The sequence below is a fragment of the Streptomyces sp. NPDC056347 genome (assembly GCF_042262625.1).
GTDB lineage: Bacteria > Actinomycetota > Actinomycetes > Streptomycetales > Streptomycetaceae > Streptomyces.
In genome coordinates this window covers 1-16,526 of record NZ_JBHJQP010000088.1, presented here as the reverse complement: position 1 = coordinate 16,526, position 16,526 = coordinate 1, and the positions used below count along the sequence as shown (strand labels likewise).

14 protein-coding genes are annotated in these 16,526 nt (G+C 71.4%); 2 read left to right on the top strand and 12 right to left on the bottom strand.

All coding sequences use genetic code 11. The features are described from left to right. Nucleotides 1–37: 37 nt before the first annotated feature. From aroQ to ACFCV8_RS20775, 9 genes are all read right to left on the bottom strand, one after another. Nucleotides 38–478 (bottom strand): type II 3-dehydroquinate dehydratase, encoded by a 441-nt coding sequence (aroQ, locus tag ACFCV8_RS20815; protein ID WP_376686867.1) that lies wholly within the window; start codon nucleotides 476–478, stop codon nucleotides 38–40. Further along, nucleotides 475–2,121 carry a 3-dehydroquinate synthase gene (gene aroB / locus ACFCV8_RS20810; RefSeq protein WP_376686866.1) on the bottom strand — a complete coding sequence of 549 codons (1,647 nt, stop codon included), beginning with the start codon at nucleotides 2,119–2,121 and terminating at the stop codon, nucleotides 475–477. Before aroB ends, aroQ begins: the two co-directional genes overlap by 4 nt. Continuing rightward, nucleotides 2,118–3,302 carry a chorismate synthase gene (aroC, locus tag ACFCV8_RS20805; RefSeq protein ID WP_376686865.1) on the bottom strand — a complete coding sequence of 395 codons (1,185 nt, stop codon included), beginning with the start codon at nucleotides 3,300–3,302 and terminating at the stop codon, nucleotides 2,118–2,120. Before aroC ends, aroB begins: the two co-directional genes overlap by 4 nt. Before the next feature lie 147 nt (nucleotides 3,303–3,449). Next, a complete protein-coding gene (locus tag ACFCV8_RS20800) occupies nucleotides 3,450–4,286 on the bottom strand; it encodes a shikimate dehydrogenase (protein WP_376686864.1) in 837 nt (278 codons plus the stop codon). Continuing rightward, nucleotides 4,273–6,111 (bottom strand): endolytic transglycosylase MltG, encoded by a 1,839-nt coding sequence (gene mltG, locus ACFCV8_RS20795; RefSeq protein WP_376686863.1) that lies wholly within the window; start codon nucleotides 6,109–6,111, stop codon nucleotides 4,273–4,275. Before mltG ends, ACFCV8_RS20800 begins: the two co-directional genes overlap by 14 nt. 95 nt (nucleotides 6,112–6,206) lie before the next feature. After that, the gene (gene ruvX / locus ACFCV8_RS20790; protein ID WP_376686862.1) at nucleotides 6,207–6,680 is read right to left on the bottom strand and encodes a Holliday junction resolvase RuvX; all 474 of its coding nucleotides are present in this window, start codon (nucleotides 6,678–6,680) and stop codon (nucleotides 6,207–6,209) included. An 8-nt stretch (nucleotides 6,681–6,688) separates the two neighbouring features. Then, on the bottom strand, nucleotides 6,689–9,358 hold the full coding sequence (alaS, locus tag ACFCV8_RS20785; protein ID WP_376686861.1) for an alanine--tRNA ligase: 2,670 nt from the start codon (nucleotides 9,356–9,358) through the stop codon (nucleotides 6,689–6,691). Then, nucleotides 9,358–9,681 (bottom strand): hypothetical protein, encoded by a 324-nt coding sequence (locus ACFCV8_RS20780; RefSeq protein WP_376686860.1) that lies wholly within the window; start codon nucleotides 9,679–9,681, stop codon nucleotides 9,358–9,360. Before ACFCV8_RS20780 ends, alaS begins: the two co-directional genes overlap by 1 nt. Before the next feature lie 7 nt (nucleotides 9,682–9,688). Next, nucleotides 9,689–10,126 carry a DUF948 domain-containing protein gene (locus ACFCV8_RS20775; RefSeq protein ID WP_376686879.1) on the bottom strand — a complete coding sequence of 146 codons (438 nt, stop codon included), beginning with the start codon at nucleotides 10,124–10,126 and terminating at the stop codon, nucleotides 9,689–9,691. A gap of 224 nt (nucleotides 10,127–10,350) precedes the next feature. Between ACFCV8_RS20775 and ACFCV8_RS20770 the strand changes: the two genes are divergently transcribed. After that, on the top strand, nucleotides 10,351–12,552 hold the full coding sequence (locus ACFCV8_RS20770; protein ID WP_376686859.1) for an AAA family ATPase: 2,202 nt from the start codon (nucleotides 10,351–10,353) through the stop codon (nucleotides 12,550–12,552). Nucleotides 12,553–12,569: 17 nt separating this feature from the next. On the opposite strand, the gene rpsD is transcribed toward ACFCV8_RS20770, so the two are convergent. Then, nucleotides 12,570–13,184, bottom strand: a complete 615-nt coding sequence (gene rpsD, locus ACFCV8_RS20765) for a 30S ribosomal protein S4 (protein ID WP_366290527.1) — start codon at nucleotides 13,182–13,184, stop codon at nucleotides 12,570–12,572. 188 nt (nucleotides 13,185–13,372) lie between these two features. Between rpsD and ACFCV8_RS20760 the strand changes: the two genes are divergently transcribed. Continuing rightward, nucleotides 13,373–14,074, top strand: a complete 702-nt coding sequence (locus tag ACFCV8_RS20760; RefSeq protein ID WP_376686858.1) for a DUF2470 domain-containing protein — start codon at nucleotides 13,373–13,375, stop codon at nucleotides 14,072–14,074. A gap of 22 nt (nucleotides 14,075–14,096) precedes the next feature. Here ACFCV8_RS20760 and ACFCV8_RS20755 read toward each other — a convergent pair whose 3' ends face one another. Both ACFCV8_RS20755 and ACFCV8_RS20750 read right to left on the bottom strand, forming a co-directional pair. Then, the gene (locus tag ACFCV8_RS20755) at nucleotides 14,097–15,461 is read right to left on the bottom strand and encodes a replication-associated recombination protein A (protein WP_376686857.1); all 1,365 of its coding nucleotides are present in this window, start codon (nucleotides 15,459–15,461) and stop codon (nucleotides 14,097–14,099) included. A 75-nt stretch (nucleotides 15,462–15,536) separates the two neighbouring features. Beyond that, on the bottom strand, nucleotides 15,537–16,172 hold the full coding sequence (locus tag ACFCV8_RS20750) for a vitamin K epoxide reductase family protein (protein ID WP_376686856.1): 636 nt from the start codon (nucleotides 16,170–16,172) through the stop codon (nucleotides 15,537–15,539). Nucleotides 16,173–16,526: the final 354 nt, after the last annotated feature.

The window sequence follows — 16,526 nt, the reverse complement described above, 5'->3', positions numbered from 1 at the left end:
GTCGCAGTGCCCGAACGGCCGGGATTCCTCCGGTCGGTCAGTCGGACGGCCCGTCCGCCAGGGCTCGCAGCGCGAGGCGGTAGGAGTCGATGCCGAACCCCGCGACGGTCCCGGTGGCCACCGGCGCGACCACGGAATGGTGGCGGAACTCCTCCCGCGCGTACGGGTTCGAGATGTGCACCTCGATCAGCGGCGCGGTGCGCTGGGCCGCCGCGTCCCGCATCCCGTACGAGTAGTGCGTGAAGGCCCCCGGGTTGAGAACGACCGGAATTGAACCGTCGGCCGCTTCGTGGAGCCAGCGGATCAGCTCGCCCTCGTCGTTGGTCTCGCGGACCTCGACGTCGAAGCCCAGCTCCTTGCCGAGGCTCTGGCAGGCGTCGACGAGTCCGGCGTAGGAGGTGGCTCCGTAGACGTCCGGCTCGCGGGAGCCGAGGCGGCCGAGGTTCGGCCCGTTGAGGACGAGGACCCGGCGCGTCACGCCGACACCTCCCCGTAAGCGGCGAGCAGTACGGCCGGGTCGGGGCCCTCCAGGACGGTGGGCTTTGCGAGGCCGTCGAGGACGATGAAGCGCAGCAGGTCGCCGCGGGACTTCTTGTCGACCTTCATGGTCTCCAGCAGCCGGGGCCACTGGTCGCCGCGGTAGGTGAGCGGCAGGCCGACGGAGGCGAGGACGGTGCGGTGCCGGTCGGCGGTCGCGTCGTCGAGGCGTCCGGCCAGCCGGCCCAGCTCGGCGGCGAAGACCATGCCGACGGAGACGGCCGCGCCGTGCCTCCACTTGTAGCGCTCGTTCTTCTCGATGGCGTGGGCCAGGGTGTGGCCGTAGTTGAGGACCTCGCGCGGTCCGGACTCCTTGAGGTCCCCGGAGACGACCTCGGCCTTGACCCTGATGGCCCGTTCGATCAGCTCGGCGGTGTGCGCTCCGGTGGGCGTACGGGCGCCTTCCGGGTCCGCCTCGACCAGGTCGAGGATGACGGGGTCGGCGATGAATCCGGCCTTGATGACCTCGGCCATGCCGCTGACATAGTCGTGCACGGGCAGCGAGTCCAGCGCGGCGAGATCGCACAGGACCCCGGCCGGCGGGTGGAACGCACCCACGAGGTTCTTGCCCTCGGCGGTGTTGATGCCGGTCTTGCCGCCGACGGCCGCGTCGACCATGCCGAGCACGGTCGTCGGTACGGCGATCCAGCGCACCCCGCGCAGCCAGGTCGCCGCGACGAACCCGGCCACATCGGTGGTGGCGCCGCCGCCGACGCCGACGATCACGTCGGTGCGGGTGAAGCCGGTCTGGCCCAGCGCCTTCCAGCAGTACGCCGCGACCTCGGCGGTCTTGGCCTCCTCGGCGTTCGGCAGCTGGATCGCGATGGCCTCGTAACCCTGGTCGGCGAGGTCCTGGCGGACCGCCTCACCGGTCTCGGCGAGCGCCTCGGGGTGGAGCACCGCGACCCGCTTGGCGCGGTCGCCGATGAGCGTGGGCAGCTCGCCCAGCAGCTGCCGGCCGACCAGCACCTCGTACGGTTCGGTGCCCGCGCTGCCGGCGATCGGGATGCGGGTGGGGGCCTGCTCGGTCATACGTGTCTTCTCCTGGCCGGGGGCGGCGGGGTCGTCGCCGCGTTCCGGCAGTTCCAGTGCGTCGAGGACCGCGTGGGCGACCTCTTCGGGGGTGCGTCCGTCGGTGGCGACGGTCGCCCGGGCCACCTCGGTGTACAGGTGGCGGCGGGCCTCCATCAGCTCGCGCCACTGCCGGCGCGGGTTGACCGCGAGCAGCGGGCGGGCGGTGTTCAGCCCGACGCGCCTCACGGCCTCCTCGACGTCCATCGAGAGATAGACGACGGGGTGTCCGGCGAGCAGGGCGCGCGTCGTGTCGTCGAGGACCGCGCCGCCGCCGAGGGAGAGGACGCCGGTGTGCTCGGCGAGGGCGGTGTGCACCGCCTGCCGCTCCAGCGCGCGGAAGTGCTCCTCGCCCTCGTCGAAGAAGATCTCCGGGATCGGCTTTCCGGCGGCGGCCACCACGTCCGCGTCGGTGTCCCGGTAGCCGGTGGAGAGCAGACCGGCGAGCAGCTCCCCGACCGTGGACTTGCCGACGCCCATCGGGCCGACGAGGACGACCAGCGGGCCGCTCATCGGATCTGGAGGTGGTCGAGGAACGACTGCACGTTGCGGCGGGTCTCGGCGACGCTGTCGCCGCCGAACTTCTCCGCGACGGCGTCGGCCAGGACCAGCGCGACCATCGCCTCGGCGACGATGCCCGCGGCCGGAACGGCACAGACATCGGAGCGCTGGTGGTGTGCCTTGGCGGGCTCGCCGGTGACGACATCGACCGTGCCGAGCGCCCGGGGAACGGTCGCGATGGGCTTCATCGCGGCACGGACCCGCAGCAGCTCGCCGGTCGTGAGTCCGCCCTCGGTGCCGCCGGAGCGGCCGGAGGCGCGCTTGATGCCGTCCTCGGTGACCACGATCTCGTCGTGCGCCTGGGAGCCGGGCACCCGGGCCAGGTCGAAGCCGTCGCCGACCTCGACGCCCTTGATGGCCTGGATGCCCATCAGGGCGGCGGCGAGCCGGGCGTCGAGCCGACGGTCCCAGTGCACGTGCGAGCCGAGGCCGACGGGCACGCCGTACGCCAGGACCTCGACGACGCCGCCGAGGGTGTCGCCGTCCTTGTGGGCCTGGTCGATCTCCGCGACCATCGCCTCGCTCGCGTCGGTGTCCAGGCAGCGCACCGGGTCGGCGTCGAGCCGCTCGACGTCGGCGGGCACCGGGTAGACGCCGTAGGGCGCCTTGGCCGCGGCCAGCTCGACGACATGGCTGACGATCTCGATGCCCGCGGTCTCCTTGAGGTACGAGCGCGCCACGGCGCCGAGCGCGACACGGGCCGCCGTCTCCCGGGCGCTGGCGCGCTCCAGGATCGGCCGGGCCTCGTCGAAGCCGTACTTCTGCATGCCCGCGAGGTCGGCGTGGCCGGGCCTCGGGCGGGTCAGCGGGGCGTTACGGGCCAGCTCGGCCAGCTCGGCGGGGTCGACCGGGTCGGCCGACATGACCTGCTCCCACTTGGGCCACTCGGTGTTGCCCACCATCACGGCGACCGGGGAGCCCATGGTCAGCCCGTGGCGCACCCCGCCGAGGAAGGTGACCTCGTCCTTCTCGAACTTCATCCGCGCACCGCGGCCGTAACCGAGCCGGCGCCGGGCGAGTGCGTCCGCCACCATCTCCGTGGTGATCGGGACACCGGCGGGAAGACCCTCCAGCGTCGCCACGAGTGCGGGGCCGTGCGACTCCCCCGCGGTCAGCCAGCGCAACCTGCTCAACGGTGCTCCTCATGCTCGCGCCTGGAACTGCGACGGCGCGACCGGGTGCGCGGCCCTGGCCCGCCGCCCCGATCCTCCCACGACCGCGGCCCGGACCGGCCCGCCGGTCCAGCAGACGGACGCCGTACGGGGGCCGCGGCCCCGGGCTCAGCGCTCCGCGAGAGCCGCTTCGCCGGCCTGTCGCATGGCCGCGAGCGGTGCGGGCGTACGGCCGGTCATCTGCTCGACCTGGAGGACGGCCTGGTGCACCAGGAGGTCGAGACCTCCGACCACTGTGCCGCCCTGCGCCACCCAGGCGGCGGCGAGCCGGGTGGGCCAGGGCTCGTACAGCACGTCGAAGAGGGTGCCCGGCCGCTCGGGTACGGCGGCGGCCAGGGCGTCCGTGGTCCCGGCGGGGGTGGTGGCGACGACCAGGGGGGCGCTCAGGGCCTGCCCGGCCTCCGCCCAGTCGGCGATCCGGACGTCGACGCCGAGACGCTCGCCCCAGCCGCGCATCTCCCGGCCCCGCTCGGCGCTGCGGACGTACGCGGTGACCGGTCCCGAGCAGAGGACGGACAGCGCGGCGAGCGCCGAGGAGGCGGTCGCCCCGGCACCGAGGACGGCGGCGGAATCGATCTTCTCCACGCCGCGTTCACGGAGCGCCGCGATCATGCCGGGGATGTCGGTGTTGTCGCCGATCCGGCGGCCGTCCTTCGTGAAGACCACCGTATTGACGGCCTCCACCGAGGACGCGGTCTCGCTGACGGAGTCCAGCAGCGGAATGATCGCCCGCTTGAGCGGCATGGTCAGCGAGAGCCCGGCCCACTCGTCGTCGAGGCCCTGGACGAACCCTGGCAGGGCGGCCTCGTCGATCTCGAACCGGTCGTACGTCCAGTGGGTGAGGCCCAGTTCGGCGTACGCGGCCCGGTGCAGCACCGGGGAGAGCGAGTGCGCGATGGGCGATCCGAGAACGGCGGCACGGTGGCGCCGGTCAGCCGAGCCCATGCTGTTCCTTGAACTTCTCGTTGAGCTTGTCGTGCTCGCTGGCCGTCTTGGTGAACTGGGTCTTCTTGCCGTCGAGCGAGATGAAGAACATCCATCCGTCGCCGGTCGGACTGAGCGTCGCACGCAGGGCCTCGTCACCGGGGTTGCTGATGGGCCCGGGCGGCAGACCTGCGTGGTAGTAGGTGTTGTACGGGTCCGGGTTGGTCCGGATCTCGTTCGAACTGATCTTGATCTTGCTCTGGTTCTTGAGGTAGTTGAACGCAGAGTCGAATTCGAGCTTGCGGTTCGAAACGGTGTTGTCCGGCTTCAGACGGTTGTAGACGACTTCGGCCATCTTGCGGAAGTCGTCGTGCGTGAGCCCCTCCGCCTGGACCAGGCTGGCGACGGTGAGGACCTGCCAAGGGCCGTCCAGCTCGTGCTTCTTCGCCGTGCCCTCGAGATCGAGCTTCTTGTACACCTCGTTGGAGCGGGAGACCATCTGTTTGAGGATGGTCTCCGGCTTGGTCTCCTTGGTGACCGGGTAGGCGGCCGGGAAGAGGAAGCCCTCCAGCGGGTCCTTGATGTCCGCGTTCTTGCTCGCCCAGGCGGGCAGGCCGAGTTTCGACGCGTCGGACTTGGCGATGCCCTTGGTCGTGCCCTTCTCGAGGCCCAGCTTCTTGTCGACCATCTCGTAGACGGCGACATTACGGGTGCCCTCGGGAATCACCAGGAGGTTCTGGCTCTTCGGGTCGACCATCATCTTCACGGCCTCGGCCGCGGACATCTCCCTGCGGAGGAGATAGACGCCCGCCTGGATGGAGTTGCCCTTGGGGTTGTCCTTCTGCGCGGCGACGAACGCGTCGACGCTCTTGACGACGCCCTTCTCCTTCAGGATGTTGCCGATGTCGGAGCCGAAAGCGCCCTTCTCGACCTCGACCTCGACCTGGCCGGTGCCCGCGCCGGAATAGTCGGGCGCCGAGCCGTAGCGGTCCTTGAAGAAGCCGTAGCCGAGGTAGGACACCCCGCCGACGCCACCGACCAGGACCAGCGAGACGACCAGGCACGCGACGCCGTTGCGGCTCTTCTTCTTGCCCTTGCCGCGGCCCTCGTTGCCGCCGCGGCCGCCTCGGCGGGATCCCCGCGGGGGGTCTTCCTCGTCGTCGTCCTCGTCGTGGCCGTCCTCGTCGCGGCCGCGCCTGCGACCGCCCCGGTCGTCCCGGTCGTCCCGGTGCTCGGTGCGCTCGTCCGCGCCCGTGAAGAACGGATGGGTCTCCTCCGGCTGGGGCTCGGGGTCCCAGTCCGGGTTCGGCGCCGGCTCCTGCCGGGGGGCGGACTCCCGATGGCCCGGGGGCTGCGGCGGAGGGTAGGCCTCCGGGGTGCCGTAGTAGTCGTGCCCCTCCGGGTAGCCGGCCTGCCCCCCGCCGTACGGGTCGTTCGGCTGGGCGGCGTAGGGCGCCGCGCCCTGCTGCTGCCCGGTCTGCCAGCCGCCGTCCGCGTAACCCGGCTGCGCGGGCTGCTGGGGCTCGTGCCCCTGCTGGGCGTACGGATCGTGCTGGGCGTACGGATCCTGCTGGGCCGGGTAGCCGGGCTGCTGCTGCGGGTACTGCTGCTGGGCGTACGGATCGTGCGCCTGCGGCTGCTGCGCGGCGTACGGGTCCTGCGGCTGCTGCTGGGCGTACGGGTCCTGCGGCTGCTGGGCGTACGGATCGTGGGCGTAGGGCTGCTGCTGGCCGCCGTACTGGCTCTGGCCGGGGGCGGGCTGCTGCCCTCCCCATCCCTGGTCCCCGTACAAGGGGTCCTCGGGATGCCACGGTTCGGAGCCGGGGCCCCGGCCATACTCAGTCATCGATCCCCTAGAGCCGCGAGACGACGTTCCGTCTCTTGCTGTGCGGTATTTGTTCGACACACCGCCGCATCGCGCGGAACGTTACCGTATCGCGATCAGCCAGCCACCTCGACGGCTTCCCCGGGCGGACGGCCCGAGGCCCGTTCGGACTCCAGAGCGTTCTGAAGGATCACCACAGCGGCAGCCTGGTCGATGACGGATCGCCCTTTCCTGGACTTCACGCCCGAAGCGCGCAGCCCTTGACTGGCCGTCACTGTGGTCATCCTCTCGTCCACCAGTCGCACCGGAACGGGTGCGGCCGAGCGGGCGACCTCCTGGGCGAAGACCCTGACCTTGGCGGCGGCGGGTCCCTCGCCGCCGCCGAGGGACCTCGGCAGGCCGATGATGATCTCGATCGGCTCGTACTCCTCGACGATCTGCCCCAGCCGCCGGTGGGCCGCCGGGACGTCGCGTCCCGGAACGGTCTCCACCGGCGTCGCGAGGATCCCGTCGGGGTCGCAGGAAGCGACCCCGATCCGGGCGTCCCCGACGTCGATCGCGAGGCGGCGGCCCCGGCGCATCTGCGTCATTCCCGCCGTCACGCCGTTTCGGTGACGAGGCGCTCGACGGCGGACACCGCGGCGCCGATGGCCTCCGGGTCCTGGCCGCCACCCTGGGCGACGTCCGGCTTGCCGCCGCCACCGCCGCCGAGGGTCTTGGCCGCGGCACGGACCAGGTCACCGGCCTTGAGGCCGCGTTCACGGGCCGCCTCGTTGGTGGCGATGACGGTCAGCGGACGGCCGTTGGCCGTGGTGAACAGCGCCACGACGGCCGGACGGCCGCCCTGGATGCGGCCGCGGACATCGAGGACGAGCCTGCGCAGGTCGTCGGCCGAGGTGCCGTCGGGGACCTGACCGGTGACCAGGGCGACGCCCCGGACGTCCTTGGCGGACTCGGCCAGCCCGGCGGCGGCCTGGAGGACCTTCTCCGCGCGGAACTTCTCGATCTCCTTCTCGGCGTCCTTCAGCTTGCCGAGCATCCCGGCGATCTTCTCCGGCAGCTCCTCCGGGCGGCCCTTGACCAGCTCCTGGAGCTGGGCGACGACCGTGTGCTCCCTGGCGAGGAAGTTGTACGCGTCGACGCCGACCAGTGCCTCGATGCGGCGCACGCCGGAACCGATGGACGACTCGCCGAGCAGCTTCACCAGACCCAGCTGGGCCGTGTTGTGGACGTGCGTACCGCCGCACAGCTCCTTGGAGAAGTCGCCGATGGTGACGACCCGGACCCGCTCGCCGTACTTCTCGCCGAACTCGGCGATGGCGCCCTGCTTCTTGGCCTCGTCGATCGACATGACCTCGGCCTGGACGTCGAGTTCACGCGAGAGCACGTCGTTGATCTTCTGCTCGACGTCGGTCATGACCGAGCCGGGGACGGCGTTCGGCGAGCCGAAGTCGAAGCGGAAGCGGCCGGGCTGGTTCTCGGAACCGGCCTGGGCCGCCGTCGGGCCGAGCGCGTCGCGCAGGGCCTGGTGCGTGAGGTGCGTGGCGGAGTGGGCGCGGGCGATGGCCCGGCGGCGCTTCACGTCGATCGAGGCGTACGCCGGAGCGCCGACGGTGACCTCGCCGACCTGGACGACGCCCTTGTGGACGTGGACGCCGGGCACCGGCTTCTGGACGTCGCGGACCTCGATCACGGCGCCGGTGTCGAGCCGGATCCGGCCCTGGTCGGCGATCTGGCCGCCGCCCTCGGCGTAGAACGGGGTGCGGTCGAGGACGACCTCGACCTCGTCGCCCTCGGACGCGGCCGGGGAGGACACGCCGTCGACGAGCAGCCCGACGATGACCGACTCCCCCTCGGTGGCGGTGTAGCCGGTGAAGTCGGTGGAGCCGGAGTTGTCGGCGACCTCGCGGTACGCGGACAGGTCGGCGTGGCCGGTCTTCTTGGCGCGGGCGTCCGCCTTGGCGCGGTCCCGCTGCTCCTTCATCAGGCGGCGGAAGCCCTCCTCGTCCACGGCGAGGCCCTGTTCGGCGGCCATCTCCAGGGTGAGGTCGATCGGGAAGCCCCAGGTGTCGTGGAGCAGGAACGCCTTGTCGCCGGCGAGGACGGTGCCGCCGCCGGCCTTGGTCTCGGTGACGGCGGTGTCGAGGATGTTGGTGCCGCCCTTGAGCGCCTTGAGGAAGGCGGCCTCCTCGGCCAGGGCGACGGTCTCGATGCGCTTGCGGTCGGTGATCAGCTCGGGGTACTGCTGCCCCATCGTGTCGATCACGACGTCGACCAGGGCCTGGACGACCGGCCCGGTGGCGCCCATCAGACGCATGTTGCGCACGGCCCGGCGCATGATGCGGCGCAGCACGTAGCCGCGGCCCTCGTTGCCGGGGGTGACGCCGTCGCCGATGAGCATCACGGAGGTGCGGATGTGGTCGGCGACCACGCGCAGCGACACGTCCGAGCCGTGCTCCGCGCCGTAGCGCACGCCGGTCAGCTCGGTGGCCTTGTCCATGACGACGCGCAGGGTGTCGGTCTCGTACATGTTCTGCACGCCCTGCAGGATCATGGCGAGGCGTTCCAGGCCGAGGCCCGTGTCGATGTTCTTCGACGGCAGGTCGCCGAGGATCGGGAAGTCCTCCTTGCCGTCGCCCGCGCCGCGCTCGTACTGCATGAAGACCAGGTTCCAGATCTCCACGTAACGCTCGTCGTTGACCGCCGGGCCGCCCTCGACGCCGAACTCGGGGCCGCGGTCGTAGTTGATCTCGGAGCAGGGGCCGCAGGGGCCGGGGACGCCCATGGACCAGAAGTTGTCCTTCTTGCCCAGGCGCTGGATGCGCTCGGCGGGCACACCGACCTTCTCGCGCCAGATCCGCTCGGCCTCGTCGTCGTCGAGGTAGACCGTGATCCACAGCCGCTCGGGGTCGAGGCCGAAGCCGCCGTCCGCCACGGAGCTGGTGAGCAGCTCCCAGGAGAGCGTGATGGCGCCCTCCTTGAAGTAGTCACCGAAGGAGAAGTTGCCGCACATCTGGAAGAACGTGCCGTGCCGGGTGGTCTTGCCGACCTCCTCGATGTCCGGCGTACGGACGCACTTCTGCACGCTGGTGACGCGCGGGGCCGGGGGCTTGACCTCGCCGAGGAAGTACGGCTTGAAGGGGACCATGCCCGCGGGGACCAGCAGCAGAGTCGGGTCGTCCGCGATGAGCGACGCCGAAGGGACGACGGTGTGACCGCGCTCCTCGAAGAAGCTCAGCCAGCGGCGACGAATTTCTGCCGACTCCATCAGTGGTCCTCATTCCGGTTGTACGACTTATAGGGGAGCTTGCGGTGTTCGGTGGTGACGACGAGATGCGGCCGGACCGGGAGGTCCTGGTCGACCGGGGCCTCCAGGCCCAGCGCCTCGCCCAGTTCGGCCTCGCGCCGGACCATGGACTCACGGACGTCCAGAGCGAAGTCCTTGAGCTTGTGCCCCGTCTCGATCGCCCGGTCCGCGGCCTGCGCCGCGAGGCTCTCGGGGGTGAGCTGCTTGAGCTTCCGGTTCACCTTGGCGGTGGCCCAGACACCGGCTGCGGCGCCGGCGGTGAACCAGAACGTACGGCGGAACATGGCTGCGTCAGTCCTTCGGTCCGCGGGAGCTTCTGCCGTTGCGCTTCCTGGCGCGCGCGGACGGCACCGTGCGGCCGACGATCACCTGCCGGCCGGGGGCCTCCGGCTCGGCGCCGGTCCTGCGGCCGATGGCCCGGCGCACCCCGTACCCGAACGCGGCGACCTTGACGAGCGGGCCGCCGAAGGTCGAGGCGACGGTGGTGGACAGCGCGGAGGCGTTCGACGTGACCTCCTGGACGTCCGTCGCGATCGCGTCGACCTTGTCGAGCTGGGTCTGCGCGGAACGCACGGTGGCGGAGGCGTCCGCGAGCAGCGGGACGGCCTGCTCGGTCACGTCCGCCACGAGCTTGGTCGTCGCCCTGAGCGTCTGGGCCAGCCTCACCAGTACGACGGCGAGGAACGAGACCAGGATCGCCCAGAAGACGGCCACCAGGATCCCGGCCACCTCTCCACCGGACACAGTGCACCGCTCTCTAGCTTGTCGCTGTCTTCGTACTGTCTCTGTCTGTCTCTGCTCGAGTCGGCGACAGCCGTTGTCACGGCCGGTCGTCGCCCCTTGAGCCTATCGCGCCGGTGGTCGCACCCCGTACCGCATTACCCACGGAAACGTCGAGGGTCGCCCGAGGGGAATTGTACGGAGAGCCGCCGTGCCAGTACTCTGCGTGTTTCATGCGACGCCCCCAGCGCCCCGTTTCGTCCCCCCACGCTCCGAGTGCCCCGACCGGCCCCGGAAACCTCCCGACGGAACTGAACAGATTCGTCGGACGGGAGAACGAGCTCGTCCGCCTCGCCCAGCTCCTGGAGGAGTCCAGGCTGGTCACGGTGGTCGGTGTCGGCGGTGTGGGGAAGACCCGCTGCGCCGCCCGCGTCGCCGGCCTCCTGGAGAAACGGTACTGCGACGGTGTCCGGATGGCCGAGCTCTCCGCCCTCCACGACCCCGGACTGCTGGAGCACGCCCTGGTCGACGCCCTCGGCCTCTCCGGTCACACCGGCCGGCCGCCCCGCGCCGCCCTCGTCGAGCACCTGGCCCCGCGCCGGCTGCTCCTGGTGATCGACGGCTTCGAACAGCTCGTGGACGCCTGCGCCGCACTGGTGCGGGATCTGCTGCGCCGGGCCCCGGGGCTGCGGGTGCTGGCCGCGGGGCGGCTGCCACTGGAGGTCGCCGGGGAGGTGGTCTTCCCGCTCGCACCGATGTCGGACGCGGACGCGATGCTGCTGTTCGCGGAGCGCGCCGCAGCGGTCCGGCCGGACTTCCGGCCGACCGACGACGACCGCGCGGCCACCTTGGAGCTCTGCCGCCGCCTGGACGGAATCCCGCTCGCCCTGGAGCTGGCCGCGGGACGGCTGCGTGCCCTGTCCACCGTCCAGCTGCTCCAGCGCCTCGACGACCGGTTCCGGCTGCTGACCGGTTCCCACCGCAGCGCGCCGGCCCGCCATCAGACCCTCCGCACGGCCATCGGCTGGAGCCATGAGCTGTGCGCGCCGGAGCAGCGGCTGCTGTGGGCGCGGCTCTCGGTGTTCGCGGGGCAGTTCGACCTGGAGGCGGTGGAGTACATCTGCGGCGGGCCCGGCCTCCCGGCCGAATCGATGCTCGATGTGCTCTCCGGGCTGCTGACGCAGTCCGTCGTCCAACGCGAGGACTCGGCGCACGGCACCCGCTACCGGATGCTGGACACGGTGCGGGAGTACGGCGCCGAGTGGCTGGCGGCCACCGACGACGCGGAACGGCTGCGCCGCCGCCACCGGGACTGGTACCTGGGGCTCGCCACCTGGTGCGAGCTGGACTGGTTCGGCCCCCGGCAGGCCGAGGTGGCCGCGCGGGCCGAGAGCGAGCTGCCGAATCTGCGGCAGGCGCTGGAATGCTCGCTGGAGACTCCGGGCGAGGCCCATCTCGCGCAGCATCTGGCCGGCACCCTGTGGTTCCTGTGGGTGTGCTGCGGGCGGCTCTCGGAGGGGCGGCACTGGCTGGACCACGTACTGGAGGAGGACACCCCGTACGACTCCTCGCGGCTGAAGGCGCTGTGGGTGCTCGGGTACGCGGCAGTGCTCCAGGGCGATCCGGTCGGCGCGGTCTCCGCGTTGCAGGAGTGCCGGGAGGCGGCGGAACGGACCGGGGACTCCGTGGCGCTGGCGTACGCGGTGCACCGGCTGGGGAGCCTGGCGCTGGTCACCGGTGACCTGGGCAGGGCGCGGGAGCTGCTGGACGAGGCGTCGGACCGCTACCGGGACCTCGGCGAGCTGAACAGCAATGTGCTGATGGCCCGGGTCGAGCTGGCGGCGGCGGTCGGGTTCGACGGGGATCCGGACGGCGCGGCCGCGCTCTGCGAGGAGATCAGGGCCGAGTGCGAGGACCACGGGGAGCGGTGGGCCCGGTCGTACGCGCTGTACGTGCTGGCCTTCACGGCCGCCCGGCGCGGCCGGACGGAGCGGGCCCGGGAGCTGCTCGGGCAATCCCTGACGATCAGCCGCGCCTTCCACGACGTCCTCGGCTCGGTCCTCGCCCTGGAGCTGCTGGCACTGGTCACGGTGGTGGAGGGCGACGCGGCGGAGGCGGCGGTGCTGCAGGGGGCCGCCGACCGGATCTGGCCCTCGGTGGGGCTGCCGCTGTTCGGATCGGCGCACTTCGGGCTGAGCCGGGTGCGCTGCGAGCGGCTGGCCCGCCGGGAGCTGGGGGACGCCCGCTACGAGTCGGGGCTGCGCGAGGGCGGGCGGCTGGACGCGGACGCGGCGGTGGCCAGGGCGCTGGGGGACGGTCCCGCAGCCCGGCGCGAGGCCCGGGCACCGCGGTCCGGGACGCTGCCGGCCCCCGGAGAACCACTGCGGCCCGCCCCTTCCCGTGCATCGGGAGGGAGCGGGCCGGAGCGCCGTTGAAAGCGACTACGCCAGGATCAGCGGGCGTAGTACTCGACGACGAGCTGCTCGTCGCAGATCACGGGGATTTCCTTGCGGTTCGGGTCCCGGTCAAGGCGGAAGGCCAGGGCCTTCAGGTTCACCTGCAGGTAGCGCGGGGTCTCGCCGTCGGTGTCGTTGCCACCCTCACGGGCCACCTGGAACGGGACCTTGGCACGGCTGCGCTCGCGGACCTGCACGACGTCGTCGGGGCGCACGCGGAAGGACGGCTTGTCGACCTTGCCACCGTTGACCTCGATGTGGCCGTGGACGACCATCTGACGGGCCTGGTAGATGGTCTTGGCGATGCCCGAGCGCAGAACCAGGGCGTCGAGACGGCGCTCCAGCTCGACGACGAGCGCCTCGCCCGTCTTGCCCTCGGCCTTCTTGGCGCGGTCGTAGGCGCGCGCCATCTGGCGCTCGCTGATGTCGTACTGGGCGCGAAGACGCTGCTTCTCCAGCAGACGGACCTTGTAGTCCGAGTTCTGCTTGCGTCCACGGCCGTGCTCGCCCGGCGGGTAGGGGCGGGCCTCGAAGTACTTGACGGCCTTCGGCGTCAGCGCAATGCCGAGCGCGCGGCTCTTCTTGACCTTGGGACGCGACTGGTTAGGCACGTTCTCCAGACCTCCATCGTAGGTTAGGTTAGGCTCACCTTAGTTGAGGAGATCGCATGTCTCGCCCGGGGAACACCAGTCACATCACGGACAGCACTGACAGCGTCGACACCCCTCGGGGTGCCGATACGACGGAGGACCGATCAGATCGTGGTCAGCCGCGCCCCAGCGGGCTTGAAACCACTCGGATGCCGTCAGCAGCCGAGCGCACACGAACTCTCGTACAGAGTACCTGCTCCGCGGTGCTGCTCGTCCCCGGGCTGCGCCATCTGCCCTCGGACCGGCTGATGCCGCTGGCCAGGACCGTGGGCCCGGAGGGCGACGTGTTCCTCGACCTGCCCGCCGATTCCCCCGTCGCACGGGCCGCGACGCACGCCGAGGACGGGGATCCGACCGCCGTGCTGGAGATCACGGACGTCGCTCCGGTCTCCGTCCCGCACCGCGTCCGCGGCCGGGCGTGGGTCTCCGGACCGCTGACCGCCGTACCCGGCCTCGCCGGCCCCGGCCGCACGACGCTCCGCCTGGAGACCGAGGAGGCTTACGTCGACGATCTGTGGGGCGCCCGGGAGGTCCGGCCCGGCGAGCTGCGCGACGCGGCTCCCGATCCGCTCCTCGGGCACGAGGCGGAGCTGCTCCAGCACCTGCACACGGCCCACGGCGAGCAGCTGCGGAGCCTGTGCGGGCTGCTGGGCGAGCGGACGGCGGGCCGCTGCCCGGCCCACATGCCCTCGGTGGTGCCGCTGGCGCTGGACCGGTACGGGCTGCGGGTGCGGCTGTGCGAGGGAGCGGGGGCGTGCTACGACGCGCGCTTCGAGTTCCCCGAGCCGGTGCGGGACGTCGCCGGGCTGAGCCGTGCCGTGCGCACCCTCTTCGAGGCGGCGGCACGCTGACGGGGCCTCCGGCCCGGCCGTCTCAGCCCCCGTCGGAGGCCGTGCGGCCGAGCCGCTCGCGCACCCGGTCCACGACGTCCGCGTAGCGCGCCTCCGCGCCGTAGCGCGTGGGGCGGTAGTACTGCTTGTCGCCGACCGTCTCCGGCGCGTACTGCTGGGCGGCGATGCCGCCGGGGACATCGTGCGGATAGACATAGCCCTGGGCATGGCCGAGCTTGGTGGCGCCCTTGTAATGGCCGTCGCGCAGATGGGCCGGTACGGGACCGGCGAGTCCCTTGCGCACGTCCTCCTGGGCGGCGAATATCGCGAGCGTCGCCGCGTTGGACTTGGGGGCCAGGGCGAGGGCGATGGTCGCATGGCTCAGGGTGAGGGCCGCTTCCGGGAAACCGATCATGGCGACCGCCTGGGCGGCGGCCACGGCGGTGGGCAGCGCCGTCGGGTCGGCCAGGCCGATGTCCTCGCTGGCCGAGATCATCAGCCGACGGGCGATGAACCGGGGGTCCTCCCCCGCCTCGATCATCCGGGCCAGGTAGTGGAGCGCGGCGTCCACGTCGGAGCCGCGGATCGACTTGATGAGCGCGCTCGCCACGTCGTAGTGCTGGTCGCCGTCGCGGTCGTAGGTGACGGCCGCGCGGTCGACGGTCTCCTCCAGTGTCTGGAGGCTGATCTCCTCCTCCTGCTTGGCCAGCGCCGCACCGGCCGCGGCCTCCAGCGCCGTCAGCGCCCGGCGGGCGTCGCCACCGGCGATCCGGAGCAGATGCGACTCGGCCTCCTCCGGCAGCGTCACCGCGCCGCCGAGCCCGCGCTCGTCGGTCAGCGCCCGGCCGAGCAGTCCGCGCAGGTCGTCGTCGGTGAGGGGCTCCAGGGTGAGCAGCAGCGAGCGCGACAGCAGCGGCGAGATCACCGAGAAGTACGGATTCTCGGTGGTCGCCGCGATCAGGGTGACCCATCTGTTCTCCACGGCGGGGAGCAGGGAGTCCTGCTGCGCCTTGGAGAAGCGGTGGATCTCGTCGAGGAAGAGGACGGTCTCCCTGCCGTAGCCTCCGGTGGCGCGGCGGGCACCCTCGATGACGGCCCGCACCTCCTTGACGCCCGCGGTGATCGCCGAGAGCTCCACGAAGCGCTTGTTGGTGGCCTTGCTGACCACGTACGCCAGGGTCGTCTTCCCGATGCCGGGCGGGCCCCAGAGGATCACCGACGACGGGCCCGCCAGGCCGCCGTTCCCCTCCCCCACGAGACGGCGCAGCGGAGAGCCCGGCTTGAGCAGATGCTGCTGGCCGACGACCTCGTCGAGGGTACGGGGACGCATCCGGACAGCCAGGGGGCTGCCGGCCGGGTCCTTCTCCTGGCGGTCTTCTGCTGCGGCGGTAAAGAGGTCGGGCTCCACGCTGGAAAGCCTATGTCACGGCACTGACATCCCCGCCGGGCCGGGCGGGGCCCGGGAACGGCGGACGGGGTCCGGTCAGCTGGTCCAGAAGTCCCACCAGCGGGTCAGGACGAGCATGCCGATGACCCCGATCCACAGGACCGGCAGCACCCAGTGGAACTCCGTCAGGCCGTTGCGCAGCCAGTTCGGCGCGGGGACGATCCGGTGCTTGATGTTGTGCGTGGTGACGTAGCAGAACATGAAGATCGTGGCGACCCAGGCCAGGCAGCACCAGAGGCAGAGCGAGTTGATGTTGTAGAGCGACTGGTACTGGAGCCAGGTGCAGAAGCCGACGCCGAACAGGGTTCCCGCGTTCATCCCGAGCCAGTACCAGCTGCGGAAGCGGGCCCCGGCGAGCAGCGCCAGACCGATGCCGATGATCACGGGGTAGGTGGCCAGACCGAGCATCGGGTTCGGGAAGCCGAAGGCCGCCGCCTGCTCGCTCTTCATGATGTTGCCGCAGGCGACCACGGGGTTGAGGCTGCACCCCGGGGTGAAGTTGGGGTCCTCGAGCAGCTTGAACTTGTCGATCGTGATGATCCAGGCGGCGAGGAGTCCGGCGGCACCGGTGATCACCAGCAGCAGTGCGAACGCGCGACTGCCGCCGATGGTCCGCTTGCCGCCGTCCTCGTCCTGCTCGGAGGAGGAATGGTCAACCGTTGCAGTCGTCATATCGCCGTTCCATCAGTGAGAGGCCTGCTTGGGCAGGGTCATTGTGCCGCACCCCGGCGCCGCACTTCCGTTCGATGGACATAAAGGTGTGCCCAAGGCCCATGCATGGCCGGTACGGGACGCAGGGGCCCGAAGGGTTCGGTGCCAGCGCCGGACGCGCGGCGAGCGTGAAGGCGGCACCGCCCGGCGCCAACCCGGCCCGCACGGACCACCGTTGACGTTCCCGGATCAACAGCACCCGTCAGAATGAACGCGCCGCCACTGACTTGACGGCCGACGAGGTGGCGGCACATGCCGAGAGGCATGCATGGAATTCCACACATGCCGAGGGGGGGCAGGGGCGGAATTCCGCCC